Origin of the sequence: Mesorhizobium sp. M0664 (genome assembly GCF_040320565.1) — a bacterium.
In the GTDB taxonomy this organism is placed as follows: Bacteria; Pseudomonadota; Alphaproteobacteria; order Rhizobiales; family Rhizobiaceae; genus Mesorhizobium.
In genome coordinates this window covers 192,807-210,196 of sequence record NZ_JAMYPW010000001.1, presented here as the reverse complement: position 1 = coordinate 210,196, position 17,390 = coordinate 192,807, and the positions used below count along the sequence as shown (strand labels likewise).

Here is a 17,390-nt window from a genome sequence, read left to right as displayed (position 1 = left end):
CGGCTTTTTTGAACGAGGTGGCGCTAGATGGATTTTGACCTTGTGGTGCGCGGCGGGACGCTGCCCGACGGCAGGATCGCGGATATCGGCATCGTCGGCGAAACGATCGCAGCGATAGAGCCCGAGCTGAACGTCAGCGCCGGCACGGCGATCGATGCCCATGGCAATCTGGTCTCGCCGCCCTTCGTCGATCCGCATTTCCATATGGACGCCACGCTTTCGCTCGGCATCCCGCGCATCAATGTCTCGGGCACGCTGCTCGAAGGCATCTCGCTTTGGGGCGAGTTGAAGCCGCTTCTGACCCACGAAGCGGTGCGCGACCGTGCGCTCGCCTATTGCGACTGGGCGGTGTCGATGGGCCTGCTCGCCATCCGCACCCATGTCGATGTTTGCGACGACCGCCTGCTGGCGGTCGAGGCGCTGCTCGACGTGAAGAAGACGGTTGGCCCCTATATCGACCTGCAGCTGGTCGCCTTCCCGCAGGACGGGTTTTACCGCTCGCCGACGGCGCGCGACAACACCATCCGGGCGCTCGACATAGGCGTCGATGTCGTCGGCGGCATTCCGCATTTCGAGCGCACAATGGCCGACGGCACGCGCTCCGTCACCGAGCTCTGCGAAATCGCGGCGAAGCGCGGCCTTATGGTCGACTTGCATTGCGACGAGACCGACGATCCGCTGTCGCGCCACATCGAGCAGCTTGCCTATGAGACGCAGCGGCTCGGGTTGCAGGGCAGAGTGGCCGGCTCGCACCTGACATCGATGCATTCGATGGATAATTACTACGTTTCGAAGCTATTGCCGCTGATTGCCGAGGCCGGCGTTTCGGCGATCCCCAATCCGCTGATCAACATCATGCTGCAGGGCCGCCACGACACCTTTCCCAAGCGCCGCGGACTGACGCGGGTCAAGGAGATGCTGGCGCAAGGCATCCGCGTCGGCTGGGGCCAGGATTGCGTGCTCGACCCCTGGTATTCGCTGGGCACCGCAGACATGCTCGACGTCGCCTTCATGGGCCTGCATGTCGCGCAGATGTCGAGCCCGGCCGAGATGGCGCGCTGCTTCGATATGGTCACCAACGTCAATGCCGCCATCATGGGCCTCGACCACCTTGGCCTGGCGGTCGGCAAGCGCGCCAGCCTGGTCGTTCTCGATGCCGGCAACCCAGTCGAGGCCCTGCGGCTGCGCCCAGAGCGCCTCTGCGTCATCGCCAGGGGCAAGGTGGTGGCCGAGCGCAGCCGGCAGGACACGCGGCTTTCGATCGCCGGAAGGCCGGGCACGGTGAACCGGCGCCACGCTTAAAGCGCGTCGCGTTTGAACGGACCCACGCGACGCGCTTTAAGGTCTTGTTTTTAAGCGTGTCGTTATCGCAAAACCGCTGCACACTTTTGCGCGACATGCATTAGTCCAGCCGATTTCCGGCGCTGGTCTTACCGAATTCTCGATTTTCGCCTCGTCATGGCCGCAGCTTGCGACTACGACGCGGGTCACCGTACCCCACGGCGAGGAACCGGTAACGGAATGGCGCGGCCCGCAGCCCAGTGCTCAACGATCATGAACGTGCTGCTGGCCGGCATCCTGCTGATGCTCGCCGGCGACTTCCTGTTTGCGCTGAACGACGCGATGGGCAAGTGGCTGGTCGCCAGTTTTTCCGTCGGCCAGGTCGTGCTGATCCGCTCGATCGGCGCGTTTTTCATACTCGGGCCGATGATTGCACATCAGGGTGCGGCCAAGCTGTTTCGCATGGAGCGGCCGGAGCTGCAGCTGCTTCGCGTGGTGATGACGACGCTCGACACGGCGCTGTTCTACGCGGCGGTCGTCTATCTGCCGCTCGCCGATGTGATGAGTTTTTACATGGCCGGGCCGATCTATGTCGCGGCGCTGTCGCACTTCCTGCTCGGCGAAAGGGTCGGCTGGCGCCGCTGGGCGGCTATCCTGGTCGGTTTCTGCGGCGTGCTGATCATGCTGAAGCCGTCCTCGGCCGCGTTCTCGCTGTCGTCGATGTTCGCGCTCGCCGGCAGCATTTCCTTTGCCTTCGCCATCATCCTCAATCGGCGGCTGCGCGGCACCAGCGACACCTCGCTGGTCACCTGGCAAACCATCGGCACGCTGCTGGTCGGCGCTGCGTTGACCCTCGGTAGCTGGAAGACGCCGTCCTCGCTCGATTTCGGCGCCATGCTGCTTCTCGGCATCGTCTCCTGCGGCGCGCATCTGATGATCACCAGGGCGTTGAAGCTGGCGCCGGCCTCGACCTTGGCGCCGCTGCATTACAGCCTGCTGTTGTGGGCAGTGGTCTTCGGCCTCGCCTTCTTCGGCGATGTGCCTGGGCCGCGCATCCTGATCGGCTCGGCCATCGTCGTGCTGGCCGGCCTGTTCATCTTCCACCGCCAGAAGGTGGTCGATTCCGTGCCGCCGGAAAATGTGCCGAAGGGCGTGAATTAACTCCGGCGCACTGCCGCGAGATGCCGCGAAAATTCCGGCGTCTCCATCAGCGCCTTGCAGCGCGCAAACCGGCCGTCGGCATAGGCGCGAAAGTCGTCGGCCGGATTTTTGTTGGCAAGCTGGATCAAGCCCCAGAGCGTCCACAACAGGTCGCACATCGCCTTGTAGATGACGATGCGGCCGCGCTCCGCCGGTCTCGGCTCGCCGCCGAAATAGGCGCGCATCATTTCTTCGTCCTGGGCCTCGTCGAATTGCCCTTCGACCGAGAGGTCGCCGAAATCCCAGAGCGGATCGTTCATGCCGGAATATTCCCAGTCGACGATCCACATCCTGTCGCCCGTATCAAGAAAGTTCTCGCATAGCGGGTCGCAATGGCAGGCGACGATCGGCAGAGGTTGAGCCGCAAGTGCTGAGCGCACTGCCTCCGCCTCGCGGACCACATCGTGGTAGCCGGCAGGCAGGGCGACGTCCTTGGTTGACAGCACTTTCAGATAATCGTCGATCATCGCAAACAGCTCGAAGCGGAAGGGGAACACCGCGCCGGATGTGTGCAGTTTGCGAAAGGCCTTGCCGGCGCGTGCCGGGCTGCCCGGCCGAGTCTTGAACTTTTCCGGTGACATCGTCTCGGCACCGGCAACGAAGCGGGTCACCAGCACGCCGGTCTCGGCATCGACATGCAGCACATCGGGACTGACGCCGGCCTTCGCCGCTTCCCGCGCCGCCACTGCCTCGTTGGCACGGTTGATGTATTCCTCGGTACCCTTGCCGGGGATACGCAGGCAGAAATCCTTACCCCTGAAGACGAGGTTGGTGAGACCGCCGAGCCGTTCCAGAGGGCCGTCATAGCCGGCCAGCATCGGAATGGCCGCAAGTGCGGCGCGCGCCCGGTCGTCCGCCATGGATTTCGCTCCTTTCCCCGTATTATTGGGACGACGACGGTTCCACAGTTTTCGCCGTTTGGCTATGATCGCGTTGCGGATCGATACCAGGCGACGGACAGCAATGACAAACAGCAAACATCAGAGCGCGCTCGCCGCAGCCTATGCGGCGAAGCGGCCGGAAGACGTCGCGGCTCTTTACGACAGGTGGGCAGGCACCTATGACGCCGACATGTCGGTGGCTCGCTATCGCCATCCCACCATCTGCCTTGCCTTGCTGGCCCGCCATCTGGCGCGCGGCGCCGCTCCTCTGCTCGATGCCGGCGCCGGCACCGGGCTCATCGGCGAATGGCTTGCCATTACCGGTTATCCGCAGGTCGAGGCGCTCGACATCTCGGAAGGCATGCTGGCGCAAGCCGCGCGCAAGGGCGTCTATTCAGCGCTGCACTGCCTGGCGCTTGGCGGACCGCTGCCCTTCGTGGACGACGCCTATGCCGGGATCATCTCAGCCGGCGTCTTCACGTCCGGCCATGTCGGGGCCGAGGGTCTGGACGAGCTGATCCGCATCTGCCGGCCGGGCGGGGTGATCGTGCTGACAGTGAAGAACACGCTGTGGGATGCCGGGTTTGCCGCGCGGATCGCCGAGCTCGAGGCGCAAGGCACCGTCACGCGCGCCGAAGAGACGCCGCCCTATGTTTCGATGCCAGGCGAGGCCGATACCGTGCCGAGCCGGGGGCTGGTGCTCATCGTGAACTGAGGCTGAAACCGGAAGGCTCTATGCCTTCACCTTTGCTCCTGCCGGATCGTAAAGCGGCTCGAGGTGTATCTTAGCCGGCTTCCGTTCCATTGCCACCACCAGCTCGTAGTTGCCGGAGGTAAGGAAATCATCGTTGACGCCATCGGCATTGCGCACATAGCCGTAGCCGATGTTCTTGCCGATGGTGTAGCCATAGCCGCCGCTGGTGAGATAACCGACCGCCTCGCCGTTGCGCAGGATGGTCTCGCGCCCGAGCAGCACGACGTCCGGATCATCGACGGTGAAGCCGGCAAAGCGTTTGCTGAGCGTCGAGCCATCGAGCTTTTCAAGCGCCCGCCGGCCGAGGAAATCGGTGTTCTTCCTGAGCTTCACCGCCCAGCCGAGGCCGGCCTCCTGCGGCGTGTCGTTGGGTGTAATGTCGGCGCCCCAGGCGCGGTAGCCCTTTTCCAGCCGCAGCGATTCCAGCGCCCGATAGCCGACCGGGCGAATGTCGTGGACAGCGCCCGCCGTCATCAGCGCGTCGAAAACCTCGCCCGTCGCCGCGATCGGCGCATGCAGTTCCCAGCCGAGTTCGCCGACATAGGTGACGCGCAGTGCCCGGACGGCGTGACCGGCAATGGCGATCTCGCGAACATGGCCGAATGGAAAGGCGGCATTCGAGACGTCGGCATCGGTCACCGCTGATAGCACGTCACGGGCGCGCGGCCCCATCAGCGACAATGTGCCGAAATCCTCCGTGACGTCGGTCAGCGTCACGTCGAACTCCCTGCCGATATGATCGGCAATCCAGGAGAAATCATGCGTGCGGAAACCGGTGCCGGTGACGATGTAGAATTTCTCCTCAGCGAGCCTCGCCACGGTCAAATCGGCCTCGATGCCGCCGCGCGTGTTGAGAAGCTGCGTGTAGGTCAGCCGGCCGACCGGCTTGGCGACGTCGTTCGCGCAGATCCAGTCCAGCGCCTTCAGCGCGTCGGCTCCGGTCACTTCGCATTTGGCGAAAGACGACTGGTCGAAAATACCGATCTTTTCGCGCACGTGGCGGTGCTCGTCGCCAACCGCCGGGAACCAGTTCTGGCGGCCCATCGAATAGACGTCCTTCGGCTCGATGCCTTCCGGCGCGAACCAGTTCGGCCGCTCCCAGCCAAGTTTCGAGCCGAACACGGCGCGATGTTTTTGCAGCCGCCCGTACAAAGGCGAGACGATGCGCGGCCGGCCGCTGACATATTCCTCATGCGGGAAGCCGATCGTGTAGTGCTTGCCATAGGCTTCCAGCGTGCGGTCGCGGACCCATTGCCGGTCGCGGTGGAGATCGGAGAAGCGGCGGATGTCGACCACCCACAGATCGAGCGGCGCCTCGCCGTCGACGACCCATTGCGCCAGCACCCAGCCGGCGCCGCCGCCGGACGCGATGCCAAAGGCATTGAAGCCGGCGCCGACGAACATATTGGCGCATTCCGGCGCCACACCGAGGATGAAATTGCCATCCGGCGTAAAGCTCTCCGGCCCGTTGATCATCTGCCTGACGCCGGCATTGGCGAGCGCCGGGACACGCTCGATCGCCTGGCTCATATGCTGCTCGAAATGATCGTAATCATCGTCGAACAGCCGGAACTCCCAATCGTCCGGCACATCGCCGCCCGGTAGACCGGTCGTCCACGCCTGCGGGTTCGGCTCGTAGCCGCCCATCACCAACCCGCCGACCTCCTCCTTGAAATAGGTGCGGCGATCGGGGTCGCGAATTGTCGGCGCGTCGGTCGGCAGGCCATCGATCTTTTCGGTGATGATGTACTGGTGCTTCACCGGCTGCAGCGGCACGTTTATCCCGGCGAGCGCACCCACCTGCCGCGCCCATTGCCCGGCGCAGTTCACTACCTTGTCGCAGGCGATATCGCCCTTGCTGGTCTTTACCGCGGTGATGCGGCCGTCTCTCATTTCGAAGCCGGTGACCCGCACCTCCTCGAACAATTTTGCGCCATGCATGCGCGCACCCTTGGCCAGCGACTGGGTGATGTCGGAAGGGCTTGCCTGACCGTCGGTCGGCAGCCAGGACGCGCCGACGAGGTCGCCGGTTTCCAGCAGCGGCCACATTTCCTTGACCTCGGCCGGCGACAGCAGATGCATGTCCATGCCGAAGCTCTTAGCCGTCGTTGCCAGCCGCTTATACTCGATCCAGCGGTCGCCATTGGTGGCGAGGCGCAGGCAGCCAGTCATCTTCCAACCGGTGGCGAGGCCGGTTTCGGCTTCCAGCCCCTTGTAGAGATCGACCGAATATTTGAGCACGCGCGTGATCGACGCCGACGAGCGCAGCTGGCCGACCAGCCCGGCAGCATGCCAGGTCGAACCCGAGGTCAGTTTGCCCTGTTCGAGCAGTACGATTTCGGCCTTGTGGTCGCGCGCCAGATGATAGGCCGTCGAACAGCCGATGATGCCACCGCCGATGACGACGATCCCGGCCTGGGCGGGCAAGGTCATGTCCGCGTCCCGTATTTTGTCCTGTAGTTTTCCAGGGCGGCTTCGAGCCGCGCCAGGTTTTCGTCGGCGTAGGCGGCGTAGTCGACACCGGGCGCGTCGAGGTAAAGCTCGGAAACCATGCCCCACATCGCCTCACGCAGCAGCGACGCGCATTGCATGGCGGCGTGCGAGCGCCGTATCGCCGGGTCCGGCTCCTTCATGAAATAGGCGGTGAGGAAGGCGAAGGACTCCTCGTCGCTCATGCCTGCATTCGACGCCGCGCCGGCAAGGTCGAACATCGCGGTGTTGAAGCCTGCATATTCGAAATCGATGAGCCACAGCCTGTGACCGTCGTCGATTATGTTAGCCGGCAAGAGGTCATTATGGCCGAAGACGATCGGCAGCAGCTTTTGCGCGCGCTCGAGCTCGTCCGCCAGCGTCAGCAGGCGCGGCAGTTCGCCCAGCTTGCGGCTGCGGCCTTCCTCCAGCGTGCGCGCATAGTCGCGAATGACATGGAATACCCAGAACATGAAGCCGGCGCCGGAGACATGACCGGGCATCTCCCGGTGGAAACCGCGCAGCAACGCGGCAACGCGGCCGAGATCGGCGCGCACGTCCTGCGCGACATAGGCCTTGGCGCCGAGGTACTCCGTCACCATGACGCCGGGTCCAGTGTAGTGGACGGCCGGAGCGAAGCCTGCCGCGTGCGCTGCCCGCGCCGTCATCATCTCGCGCTCGCGAAAGACATGGTGGAACGGATAGTCCTGGCCGAGCCGCACGACGTGCCGCCCGGCCGCGTCCTTGACCAGATAATTGGCATTGCTCAGCCCGCCCGGCAGCGGCGCGATGTCGATGCTGCCGGTCCAGCAAGGCAGCGCACGGATGCGGTCTTCGACAGTCACGATGTCGTCCAACATTGGGTCAATTTTCCACGCATGTCACGGCTGGCCAGCGATGACAATCGGACGGAGGAATGGAGGCAACGCGAAGATCTCGTCGGTGCAGATCTCGGGATCGGTATCCCGCACCGCACCGACGAGCCCCTTTGTGCCGGGTTCTTCGACGCCGGCATCCGCCCCCGCGGATCCTGAATTTCGGGACCCTTGCACCCGACGATCTCCCGGGCGTTCGGGCAAGCGATTTTTCGTGCGGCTCAGCCGTCGTCCTCCGTTCCGAGCCTGTCACAGCGATAATGTCGCGCCACGCTGGAGGCGTTGTCAACGCGAATTTGTGGTATTTTCTGGTTTTTTGCCCGAATTTTGCTAAATTCCTTGGAGTTAGTGGCATTTATGTCGTAGAAGCGGTCAGCGGTGCAACAATCCGACCGGATGGAACCGATGGTCCACTCGAAGCGGCATGGCGAAATCCTGCGCCTCCTCAAGGAGGAAGGCACCGTGACCATTGCGAGCCTGGCCGACCGGCTGGGCGTCTCGCTGGAGACAGTACGCCGCGACGTCAAGCCACTGACCAGCGACGGTTCCATCCTCAAGATGCACGGCGCCGTCGGCCTGCCTTCGATTGCCGGCGAAGCGCCGTTCGAGCGGCGCATGCGCGAGAACGCCGATGCCAAGCGAGCAATAGCGCGCATGGTCGCCGCCACCATCCGCGACGGCGAATCGATCATGCTCGACACCGGCACCACCACCTCTTTCCTGGCCCGGGAACTGCTCGGCCACCGGCGGCTGACGGTCGTCACCAACTCCTCCGACATCGCCCGCACACTGGCCACTGTCAACGGCAATAAGGTCTACATGGCCGGCGGCGAGCTGCGCAGCGATTCCGGTGCTGCCTTCGGCGTCTCGGCCATCGAATTCGTCAGCCGCTTTTCCGTCAGCCATGCTGTGATATCGACCGGTGCGGTCGATGCCGTTACCGGCGTCATGGACTATGATCTGGAAGAGGCCGAATTCGCCCGCATGGTGCTGTCGCGCGGCCAGCGTTCGCTTGTCGTCACCGACCATAGCAAATTCGGCCGCCAGGGCCTTGTTCAGGTCTGCGGCTTCGGCGGCTTTTCCGAACTCGCGACCGACCGTCCGCCGCCGCACGACATCGCTGCCGCCCTTGCCCAGGCCGGCGCACGGCTCAGCATTGCCGATGGCTGAAGCGAGGGCTGAGCTCTATCGTGAGCTCTGTCGGGAGATCTGCTCCAGCATCCACTTCCCAGCGCCGCGTCTGCCGTGTTTAGTCCGGCCATGGCTTTCACCATCCGCCAATTGCAGTTCTTTATCGCCGTCGCCGAGCAGGGCACAGTGTCGGGCGCCGCCCAGAACCTGTCGATCTCGCAATCGTCGGTCACCGAGGCGATCAAGGAGCTGGAGCACGATCTCGGCGTCGAGTTGTTCGAGCGCCACCCGCGCGGCTTGAACATCACCCACAAAGGCCACCAGTTCCTGCGCCATGCGAGAAAGATCCTGGCCGACGTTTCCGATGCGCGCCGCGCCTTCTTCGGCGAACAGGCCGCGGCAAGCGGGCGGCTGCAACTTGGCGTCACCTCGCTGGTCGCCGGCTATGTGCTTTCCGATCTTCTTGCCCGCTACCGCCGCGCCTATCCGGGTGTCGAGGTCTCGGCAATCGAGGACAATGGCGACTATCTCGAGCACCTGTTAATTGGCGGCAAGCTCGACATTGCCGTCATGGTCACCTCGAACCTGCGCGACCGCACGGCACTGCAGTCCGAAATCCTCGAAGTCTCGGCCTACCGGCTGTGGCTGCCGCTCGGCCACCCCTTGGCCGGTGCCGACATCATCGGCATCGGCGACATCGCCTCGGAACCGCTGATCATGCTGACCGTCGACGAGATCGAGGAGAATACCGGAAAGCTGCTGACGGCAATCGGCGCCAAGCCGCATGTCGCCTTCCGCACCCGCTCGGTCGAAGCGGTACGCAGCCTCGTCGCTACCGGCGCCGGCGTGGCGCTGCTGCCCGACCTCGTCTACCGGCCATGGTCGCTGGAAGGCGACCGCATCGAATCGCGCGATATTTCGGGATCGTTGCCGGTCGTCCAGGTCGGCATGGTCTGGCGGCGCGGCTCCGGTCTGCCGCAGGCGGCGCGCGACTTCATCGGACTTGCCCAGTCGCAGCGCATGGTGCGCCAACGGCCCGAGAAGATTGGCCGCTGACGTATCGGAAAAATCGATATCGGCTTTCTGATAAATGAATTTGCGAAACCGGAAATTTCGCAGCACTTTTCGGTCAGGGAACAAAGCTGCCGTTAGAGCGCGACGTGCGTCCAATTGGACGCACATAGTACGCTCTAAGACTTTTAGTTTTCGCATCGGGCCTTCCGAAAATCGATTTCCGATTTTCGGGCCGATGCGAGGAGCACGGCCCTTCAGGGCCGCGCATCCAACGTTTTTGAACGGGCGCATGACCTTCTTCCGAAACCCGAAACCGGTTTCGAGGTCATGCAAAAATGGGAGATCGACGATGAATTCATTGCTGAAATCATGCACTGCCTTGACGGTCGCGCTGAGCTTCTCCGGCCAGGCCATCGCCCAGGTCAAGGAGCTCGGCAAAGGCGAAGGCGAGGTCAATATCGTCGCCTGGCCGGGCTATATCGAGCGCGGCGAAACCGACAAGGCCTATGATTGGGTCACTTCGTTCGAGAAGGAAACCGGCTGCAAGGTCAACGTCAAGACCGCCAACACCTCCGATGAGATGGTCTCGCTGATGAACGAGGGCGGCTTCGATCTCGTCACCGCCTCGGGCGACGCTTCGCTGCGCCTTGTCGCCGGCAAGCGCGTCCAGCCGATCAACACCGACCTCATACCGAGCTGGAAGACGGTCGACAACCGGCTGAAGGATGCGCCCTGGTTCACCGTCGGCGGAGTCCATTACGGCGTCCCCTATCAGTGGGGGCCGAACGTGCTGATGTACAACACCGAAGTGTTCAAGGAGGCGCCGAAGAGCTGGAACGTGGTCTTCGAGGAAATGAAGCTTCCCGACGGCAAGTCGAACAAGGGCCGCGTCCAAGCCTATGACGGGCCGATCCACATCGCCGACGCTGCCAATTACCTGATGGCTCACAAGCCGGAGCTCGGCATCAAGGATCCGTACGAACTGACCGAGGATCAGTACAAGGCGGCGCTCGACCTGCTGCGGGTCCAGCGTACGCTGGTCGGACGCTATTGGCACGACGCCGCCATCCAGGTCGACGATTTCCAGAACGAAGGCGTCGTCGCCTCCGGTTCCTGGCCCTACCAGGTAAACACGCTGATCGCGGCCAAGAAGCCGGTCGCCTCGACTATCCCCGAGGAGGGCGTCACCGGCTGGGCCGATACCACGATGATGGAGGCCGATGCTGCCCACCCAAACTGCGCCTACATGTGGATGGAGCATTCGCTGTCGCCAAAAGTGCAGGGCGACGTCTCCGCCTGGTTCGGCTCGCTGCCGGTGGTGCCCGCCGCCTGCAAGGGCAACGAACTGCTCGGCGAGGAAGGCTGCAAGACCAACGGTTACGACAATTTCGACAAGATCAAGTTCTGGAAGACGCCGGTCTCGAAATGCGCCACCCAGAACGACCAGTGCGTGCCCTATTACCGCTGGGTGTCGGACTATATCGGCGTCATCGGCGGGCGGTGAGTTCGCCTCACCTACGAAGCTCGGCGCTGCCCCTCACCCTTACCCTCTCCCGGTGAAGAACCGGGGGGTCGCCAGCGTTGGAGCGCCTCCCTTCTCCCCGTCCACTATACGAGGAGAAGGTGCCGGCAGGCGGATAAGAGGCAGCGCTACCGCCTGAAATTTGATGAGCCTGACAGATCAGGACAGCCCCATGACCTCCGCCGTTTCCTTCCAAAACGTCTCTCGCCATTTCGGCAGCGTGCGTGCCGTTGACGCGGTCGATCTCGACATCGTGCCGGGCGAGTTCTTTGCCATGCTCGGGCCTTCCGGCTCGGGCAAGACGACGTGCCTGCGCCTCATCGCCGGTTTCGAGCAGCCGACGGCGGGCTCGATCTCGATCTTCGGCGAACGCGCCGAGGGCGTGCCGCCCTATCGCCGCAACGTCAACACCGTGTTCCAGGATTATGCGCTGTTCCCGCATTTCAACGTGCTCGACAACGTCGCCTATGGGCTGATGGTCAAGGGCGTCGGCAGACCGGAGCGGCAACAGGCGGCGGAAGAAGCGCTGGCGCTGGTGCGGCTTCCCGGCTACGGCGCCCGTCGCCCTGGCCAGCTTTCCGGCGGCCAGCGCCAGCGCGTCGCGCTCGCCCGTGCGCTGGTCAACCAGCCCAAGGTGCTGTTGCTCGACGAGCCGCTCGGCGCCCTCGACCTCAAGCTTCGCGAAAACATGCAGGAGGAGTTGAAATCGCTGCAGAAGGCGCTCGGCATCACCTTCGTGTTCGTCACCCACGACCAGGGCGAAGCGCTGTCGATGGCCGACCGCGTGGCCGTCTTCAATGACGGCAAGATCATGCAGATCGGCACGCCGGAAGACATCTACCAGCGCCCCAAGACCCGCTTCGTCGCCGATTTCGTCGGCTCGTCCAACGTGCTGCCGCCGGATTTCGTCCAGCGCTATGCCGGCCAGTATCGCTGGGGCAGCCTGCGGCCCGAATCCATCCGTATTGGCCGGGCCAACGGCGAAGGGGTTGCCGCCCGCCTGGTCTCGACCAACTATCTCGGCGCCACGACAAGACTGGCGCTCGATGCAGAGGGCTTGCGACTGCATGCCATCGTGCCGGCGGGTGCTGTGCTGCCGGGGGAAGGCGAGGCGGTGGTGCTCACCTTCAAGCGCGAGCATTTGCATCTGATGGACGAGCTCGGATGAGCCTGGACGCTGCCATGCCGCGGGCCACGGCCCCCGCCATCCTGCCGCGAAGTGGTGGCGTACGCGGCGGGCTCTCCGATCTCTTCTGGCGCCGGCCGCAATTCTTGCTGCTCTTGATGCTGCTACCCCCGGTTCTTTGGCTCGGCATCGTCTATATCGGCTCGCTGTTTGCGCTGCTTTTGCAGAGCTTCTTTTCGATCGATGAGTTCTCCGGCCTGATCAACCGCGAGTTCACGCTGAAGACCTATGGCGACCTGCTGCAGGCCGCCAATCTCGACATCATCCTGCGCACGGTGACTATGGCGGCGCTGGTGACGCTGGCGGCGGCGGTCATCGCCTTTCCCATCGCCTATTACGCGGCGCGCTATGCGCGCGGCCGTTGGAAGGCGCTGTTTTATCTCGGCGTCATGCTGCCGCTGTGGTCGAGCTACCTGGTCAAGATCTATGCGTGGAAGCTGATTCTCGCCAAGGAAGGCATCCTGACCTGGCTGCTGGCCAAATTGCATCTTCTGTGGCTGCTTGATGCCTGGCTGTCGCTGCCGGTCGTCGGCGGCAACTCGCTGTCGGTCTCCTCAACCGGTACCTTCATCGTCTTCGTCTATGTCTGGCTGCCGTTCATGATCCTGCCGGTGCAGGCCGCACTCGAGCGCGTGCCGGGCAATTTGGTCGAGGCTTCGTCCGATCTCGGCGCCTCGCCCGGGCAGACCTTCGGCAACGTGCTGTTCCCGCTGGCGCTGCCCGGCATCGTCGCCGGCTCGATCTTCACGTTCTCGCTGACGCTCGGCGACTACATCATCCCACAGATCATCGGCACCTCGCGGCTGTTCATCGGCCAGGCCGTCTATTCGCAGCAAGGCACCGCCGGCAATATCCCGCTCGCCGCCGCCTTCACCGTGGTGCCCATCGTCATCATGGGCTTCTATCTCTGGGGCGCCAAGCGCATGGGGGCTTTCGATGCGCTCTGACCGTGGCCCATCCGCGCCGATCGGCCTGAAGCTCGCTGCCACCGGCGGCCTGCTTTTCCTGCATTTGCCGATCCTGCTGATCTTCGTCTATGCCTTCACCACCGAGGAGAAGAGCTTCGTCTGGCCGCCGCCGGGCCTGACCACGCAATGGTTCGCCGTCACCTGGAACCGCCCCGACGTCTGGCAGGCGCTGTCATTGTCTGTGCGGGTCGCGGCGATCTCGACTGCCATCGCGCTGGTCCTGGGCACGCTGTGCGCCGCTGCCGTGTCCCGCACAAAATTCTTCGGCCGCGAAACCATCTCGCTGCTGGTCATCCTGCCGATCGCGCTGCCCGGCATCATCACCGGCATCGCGCTGCGCTCGGCCTTCGCGCTGGCCGAAATCCCGTTCTCGTTCTGGACGATCGTGCTCGGCCACGCCACTTTCTGCGTGGTCGTCGTCTACAACAATGCGGTCGCCCGTTTCCGCCGCACGTCCGGCTCGATGATCGAGGCGTCGATGGATCTCGGCGCCGATGGTTTCCAGACCTTTCGGCATGTCGTGCTGCCCAACATCGCAACCGCGCTGCTGGCCGGCGGCATGCTTGCCTTTGCGCTGTCCTTCGACGAGGTCATCGTCACCACCTTCACCGCCGGCCAGCAGCAGACGGTGCCGATCTGGATGCTCGAAGAATTGATCCGTCCGCGCCAGCGTCCGGTCACCAATGTCGTGGCGATGGTGGTAGTGCTGGTGACGCTGCTCCCAATCCTCGCTGCCTATTACCTGACCCGCGACGGCGACCAGATCGCCGGTTCGGGCAAATGATCTCGTTCATAAGGGAGAGACTTCCATGGACACGCAGATGCTGATCGGCTCGAAATTCGAAAAAGGCACCGAGACCGAGGAGCCGATCCTCAACCCGAGAACCGGGGCGACCATCCTCAATCTGCCTGAGGCCAGCCCAGCGCAGATCGAGGCGGCCGTGCTTGCTGCCGAAAACGCCTTCGTCACCTGGTCCCGCACAACACCGGCGCAGCGCGCCGGCTATCTCCTGAAGATCGCCGATCGCATCGAGGCTGCTGCACAGGATTTCGCGGCGCTCGAGGCGCTGAACTGCGGCAAGCCGATCAATGCCGTGCTCAATGACGAGATCCCGGCGATCGTCGACTGCTACCGCTTCTTTGCCGGCGCGGTCCGCTCGATGCCCGGCCAGGTCGCCGGCGAATACATTCCCGGCCACACCTCGATGGTCCGCCGCGACGCCATCGGCGTTGTCGCGTCGATCGCGCCGTGGAACTATCCGCTGATGATGATGGCCTGGAAGCTGGCGCCGGCGATTGCCGGCGGCAACACCGTCGTCTTCAAGCCGTCGGAACAGACGCCGCTGACCGCGCTGAAGCTGGCGAAAATCCTTGCCGAGATCCTGCCGGAAGGCGTCGTCAACGTCGTGCTCGGTCGCGGCGACAGCGTCGGCAACACGCTGATCAACCACCCGAAGGTCAACATGATCTCGATCACCGGCGACGTCGCCACCGGCAAGAAGGTGCTGCAGGCTGCCGCCAAATCGGTCAAGCGCACGCATCTCGAGCTCGGCGGCAAGGCGCCGGTCATCGTCTTCGACGACGCCGATCTCGGCGCGGTGGTCAACGGCCTGCGCGCCTTCGGCTATTACAATGCCGGCCAGGACTGCACCGCGGCCTGCCGCATCTACGCCGGCAAGAAGATCTACGACAAGCTCGTCGCAGACCTCTCCACTGCGGTCTCGACCATCAAGTATGATCGCCCCGACGATACCGAGAACGAGATCGGCCCGCTGATCTCGCGTCGCCAGCGTGACCGCGTCTCGAGCTTCGTCGAGCGCGCCTCTGAGCTCAAGCACATCGAGATCACCACGGGCGGCAAGCCGGGCGAGGGCTCCGGCTTCTTCTACCAGCCGACCGTCGTCGCCGGCGCGCTGCAGGAGGACGAGATCGTGCGCCGCGAAGTGTTCGGTCCGGTGGTCTCGGTCACCCGCTTTTCCGAAGTTGACGAAGCGGTGAACTGGGCCAATGATTCTGACTACGGCCTGGCGTCGTCGGTGTGGACCAAGGACGTTTCGCGGGCCATGGCGACAGCGGCCCGGCTGCAATATGGCTGCACCTGGATCAACACCCATTTCATGCTGACCAACGAGATGCCGCATGGCGGGTTGAAACAATCCGGCTACGGCAAGGACATGTCGCTCTACGCGCTGGAGGACTATACCGCCGTCCGCCACGTCATGGTCGCTCACGGGTAGCGCCCGCGAGGAGACGCCTATTCTTCCGCCTCCTCCGCCTCGCCTGCGGCCGGCGCGACCAGCAGCACTGCGGCGCCTAGGAGCGCGGCGATGAAAGAGCCGGCGAGGATGCCGACCTTGACCGCGTCCTGCAGGGCGGCGTCGCTGGCGAAGGCGAGCAGGCCGATGAACAGGCTCATGGTGAAACCGATGCCACAGAGCAGCGAAATGCCGACCATGTGCAGCCAGCCGGCATTGACCGGCAGATCGGCGAAGCCAAGCCGGATGGCAAGCGCGGAAGACCCGAACACGCCGACCAGCTTGCCCAAGACGAGGCCGGCGGCGACGCCGAGCGTCAGCGGCTCGGCCAGGGCGGCAGCGCTGAGACCGGCGAGCGAGGCGCCGGCGTTGGCAAAGCCGAAAATCGGGATGACGAAAAAGGCGACGACTTTGTGCAGGCCGTGTTCGAGCCGGTGCAGCGGCGAATGGTCGAGATCATGGCCGCTGCCCGGCGATATCTTCAGCGGTATGGTGAGGGCCAGCGCGACGCCGGCGAGCGTCGCATGGACGCCCGATTTGAGCACCAAAACCCACAGAACGATGCCGAGCAAGATGTACGGCAGCAGCGTCAGCACCCGCATGCGGTTGAGCACCACCAGCAGCGCGATCACGGCGAAGGCGGCGCCGAGATAGGCGAGCGAGAGGCCGCTGGTATAGAACACCGCGATGATGAGCACCGCGCCGAGATCGTCGATGATGGCAAGCGCCGTGAGGAATATCTTCAGCGAACCCGGGACGCGGCTGCCGAGCAGCGACAGCACGCCGAGCGCAAAGGCGATATCGGTGGCGGTTGGGATCGCCCAGCCGGACAGAGCGGCTGGATTGTTGCGGTTGATGGCGACGTAGACCAGTGCCGGCGCTGCCATGCCGCCGGCGGCGGCGATGCCGGGCAGCACGCGGCGCGGCCAGGTCGACAGCTGGCCGTCAAGCATTTCGCGCTTGATCTCGAGACCGACCAGCAGGAAGAACACCGCCATCAGGCCGTCATTGATCCAGTGCGAGACGCTGAGCGGTCCGAGATAGGCATGGAGGGCGGAGAAATAAGCCTCGCCCAGCGGCGAATTGGCGACGATCAGGGCCAAGGCCGCCGCAGCCATCAGGATGAGGCCGCCGGCCGCCTCGCTGTCGAGGAATTCGCGCAGCATGGAGACCAGCCGCTTTTCGTCCTGCATGTCGCCTCCGTCGTATCAGCGGCAAGGTCCGACACCGCCAAGCGATGATGCGCAAACAGCGCTGGCCGGGCAAGCCTGTAATGAGAGCCCTTTAGCGCGGCGCGCGCTTGGCGAGGATGCGTTGCAGCGTGCGGCGATGCATGTTCAGGCGGCGTGCGGTTTCCGAGACGTTGCGGTCGCACATTTCGTAGACGCGCTGGATGTGTTCCCAGCGCACGCGATCGGCCGACATTGGATTTTCTGGCGGCGCTGCGCGTTCGCCCGCGGTGCGGGTCAGGGCGGCAAAAATATCGTCGGCATCGGCCGGCTTCGACAGATAGTCGATGGCGCCGAGCTTTACCGCCGTCACCGCGGTGGCGATGTTGCCGTAGCCGGTGAGGATGATGGCGCGGGCATCGTCGCGCTTCTCGCGAATCGCGGCGACGACGTCGAGGCCGTTGCCGTCGGCCAGCCGCATGTCGACCACCGCATAGGCCGGCGGATTGGCGCGCGCCTTGGCAACCGCCTCCTCGACGCTCTCCGCCGTCTCGACCACGAAACCCCTGGTTTCCATGGCGCGGGCAAGCCGCGTCAGGAACGGCTTGTCGTCGTCCACGATCAGCAGCGAGGTATCCTCGCCTTCGACCATTGCGCCAATCGTTTCGTCAGTACTCATCGTGCT

15 protein-coding genes are annotated in these 17,390 nt (G+C 64.1%); 10 read left to right on the top strand and 5 right to left on the bottom strand.

Annotated elements, in window-relative coordinates; genetic code table 11:
* Nucleotides 1–27: 27 nt before the first annotated feature.
* On the top strand, nucleotides 28–1,302 hold the full coding sequence (locus NKI39_RS00905; RefSeq protein ID WP_352469954.1) for an amidohydrolase family protein: 1,275 nt from the start codon (nucleotides 28–30) through the stop codon (nucleotides 1,300–1,302).
* Between the two features lie 219 nt (nucleotides 1,303–1,521).
* The gene (locus NKI39_RS00900) at nucleotides 1,522–2,442 is read left to right on the top strand and encodes a DMT family transporter (protein ID WP_352813803.1); all 921 of its coding nucleotides are present in this window, start codon (nucleotides 1,522–1,524) and stop codon (nucleotides 2,440–2,442) included.
* On the opposite strand, the gene NKI39_RS00895 is transcribed toward NKI39_RS00900, so the two are convergent.
* Nucleotides 2,439–3,341 (bottom strand): phosphotransferase, encoded by a 903-nt coding sequence (locus tag NKI39_RS00895; RefSeq protein ID WP_352469952.1) that lies wholly within the window; start codon nucleotides 3,339–3,341, stop codon nucleotides 2,439–2,441. The two genes, NKI39_RS00900 and NKI39_RS00895, sit on opposite strands and share 4 nt — an antisense overlap.
* 103 nt (nucleotides 3,342–3,444) lie before the next feature.
* Here NKI39_RS00895 and NKI39_RS00890 point away from each other — a divergent pair, with 103 nt between their 5' ends.
* Complete coding sequence (locus tag NKI39_RS00890; protein ID WP_352830328.1) at nucleotides 3,445–4,077, top strand: class I SAM-dependent DNA methyltransferase; 633 nt, start codon at nucleotides 3,445–3,447, stop codon at nucleotides 4,075–4,077.
* Nucleotides 4,078–4,095: 18 nt separating this feature from the next.
* On the opposite strand, the gene NKI39_RS00885 is transcribed toward NKI39_RS00890, so the two are convergent.
* Both NKI39_RS00885 and NKI39_RS00880 read right to left on the bottom strand, forming a co-directional pair.
* Complete coding sequence (locus NKI39_RS00885) at nucleotides 4,096–6,549, bottom strand: GcvT family protein (RefSeq protein ID WP_352830325.1); 2,454 nt, start codon at nucleotides 6,547–6,549, stop codon at nucleotides 4,096–4,098.
* Complete coding sequence (locus NKI39_RS00880; RefSeq protein ID WP_023676353.1) at nucleotides 6,546–7,430, bottom strand: phosphotransferase family protein; 885 nt, start codon at nucleotides 7,428–7,430, stop codon at nucleotides 6,546–6,548. The genes NKI39_RS00885 and NKI39_RS00880 overlap by 4 nt, the downstream gene beginning before the upstream one ends.
* Before the next feature lie 435 nt (nucleotides 7,431–7,865).
* Here NKI39_RS00880 and NKI39_RS00875 point away from each other — a divergent pair, with 435 nt between their 5' ends.
* From NKI39_RS00875 to NKI39_RS00845, 7 genes are all read left to right on the top strand, one after another.
* On the top strand, nucleotides 7,866–8,630 hold the full coding sequence (locus tag NKI39_RS00875; RefSeq protein ID WP_352469949.1) for a DeoR/GlpR family DNA-binding transcription regulator: 765 nt from the start codon (nucleotides 7,866–7,868) through the stop codon (nucleotides 8,628–8,630).
* A gap of 90 nt (nucleotides 8,631–8,720) precedes the next feature.
* A complete protein-coding gene (locus NKI39_RS00870) occupies nucleotides 8,721–9,647 on the top strand; it encodes a LysR family transcriptional regulator (protein ID WP_023676350.1) in 927 nt (308 codons plus the stop codon).
* Nucleotides 9,648–9,954: 307 nt separating this feature from the next.
* Nucleotides 9,955–11,109, top strand: coding sequence for an ABC transporter substrate-binding protein (locus NKI39_RS00865; RefSeq protein WP_352540421.1), 1,155 nt, complete (start codon nucleotides 9,955–9,957; stop codon nucleotides 11,107–11,109).
* Between the two features lie 190 nt (nucleotides 11,110–11,299).
* Nucleotides 11,300–12,295, top strand: coding sequence for an ABC transporter ATP-binding protein (locus NKI39_RS00860; protein WP_352540420.1), 996 nt, complete (start codon nucleotides 11,300–11,302; stop codon nucleotides 12,293–12,295).
* Nucleotides 12,296–12,309: 14 nt separating this feature from the next.
* On the top strand, nucleotides 12,310–13,260 hold the full coding sequence (locus NKI39_RS00855) for an ABC transporter permease (protein ID WP_352614621.1): 951 nt from the start codon (nucleotides 12,310–12,312) through the stop codon (nucleotides 13,258–13,260).
* On the top strand, nucleotides 13,250–14,065 hold the full coding sequence (locus NKI39_RS00850) for an ABC transporter permease (protein WP_352479858.1): 816 nt from the start codon (nucleotides 13,250–13,252) through the stop codon (nucleotides 14,063–14,065). Before NKI39_RS00855 ends, NKI39_RS00850 begins: the two co-directional genes overlap by 11 nt.
* A gap of 25 nt (nucleotides 14,066–14,090) precedes the next feature.
* Nucleotides 14,091–15,518, top strand: coding sequence for a gamma-aminobutyraldehyde dehydrogenase (locus NKI39_RS00845; protein ID WP_352818561.1), 1,428 nt, complete (start codon nucleotides 14,091–14,093; stop codon nucleotides 15,516–15,518).
* A gap of 17 nt (nucleotides 15,519–15,535) precedes the next feature.
* On the opposite strand, the gene nhaA is transcribed toward NKI39_RS00845, so the two are convergent.
* Together nhaA and NKI39_RS00835 are read right to left on the bottom strand one after the other, a co-directional pair.
* On the bottom strand, nucleotides 15,536–16,729 hold the full coding sequence (gene nhaA, locus NKI39_RS00840; RefSeq protein WP_352830322.1) for a Na+/H+ antiporter NhaA: 1,194 nt from the start codon (nucleotides 16,727–16,729) through the stop codon (nucleotides 15,536–15,538).
* Between the two features lie 91 nt (nucleotides 16,730–16,820).
* Nucleotides 16,821–17,384, bottom strand: a complete 564-nt coding sequence (locus tag NKI39_RS00835; protein ID WP_023676342.1) for an ActR/PrrA/RegA family redox response regulator transcription factor — start codon at nucleotides 17,382–17,384, stop codon at nucleotides 16,821–16,823.
* Nucleotides 17,385–17,390: the final 6 nt, after the last annotated feature.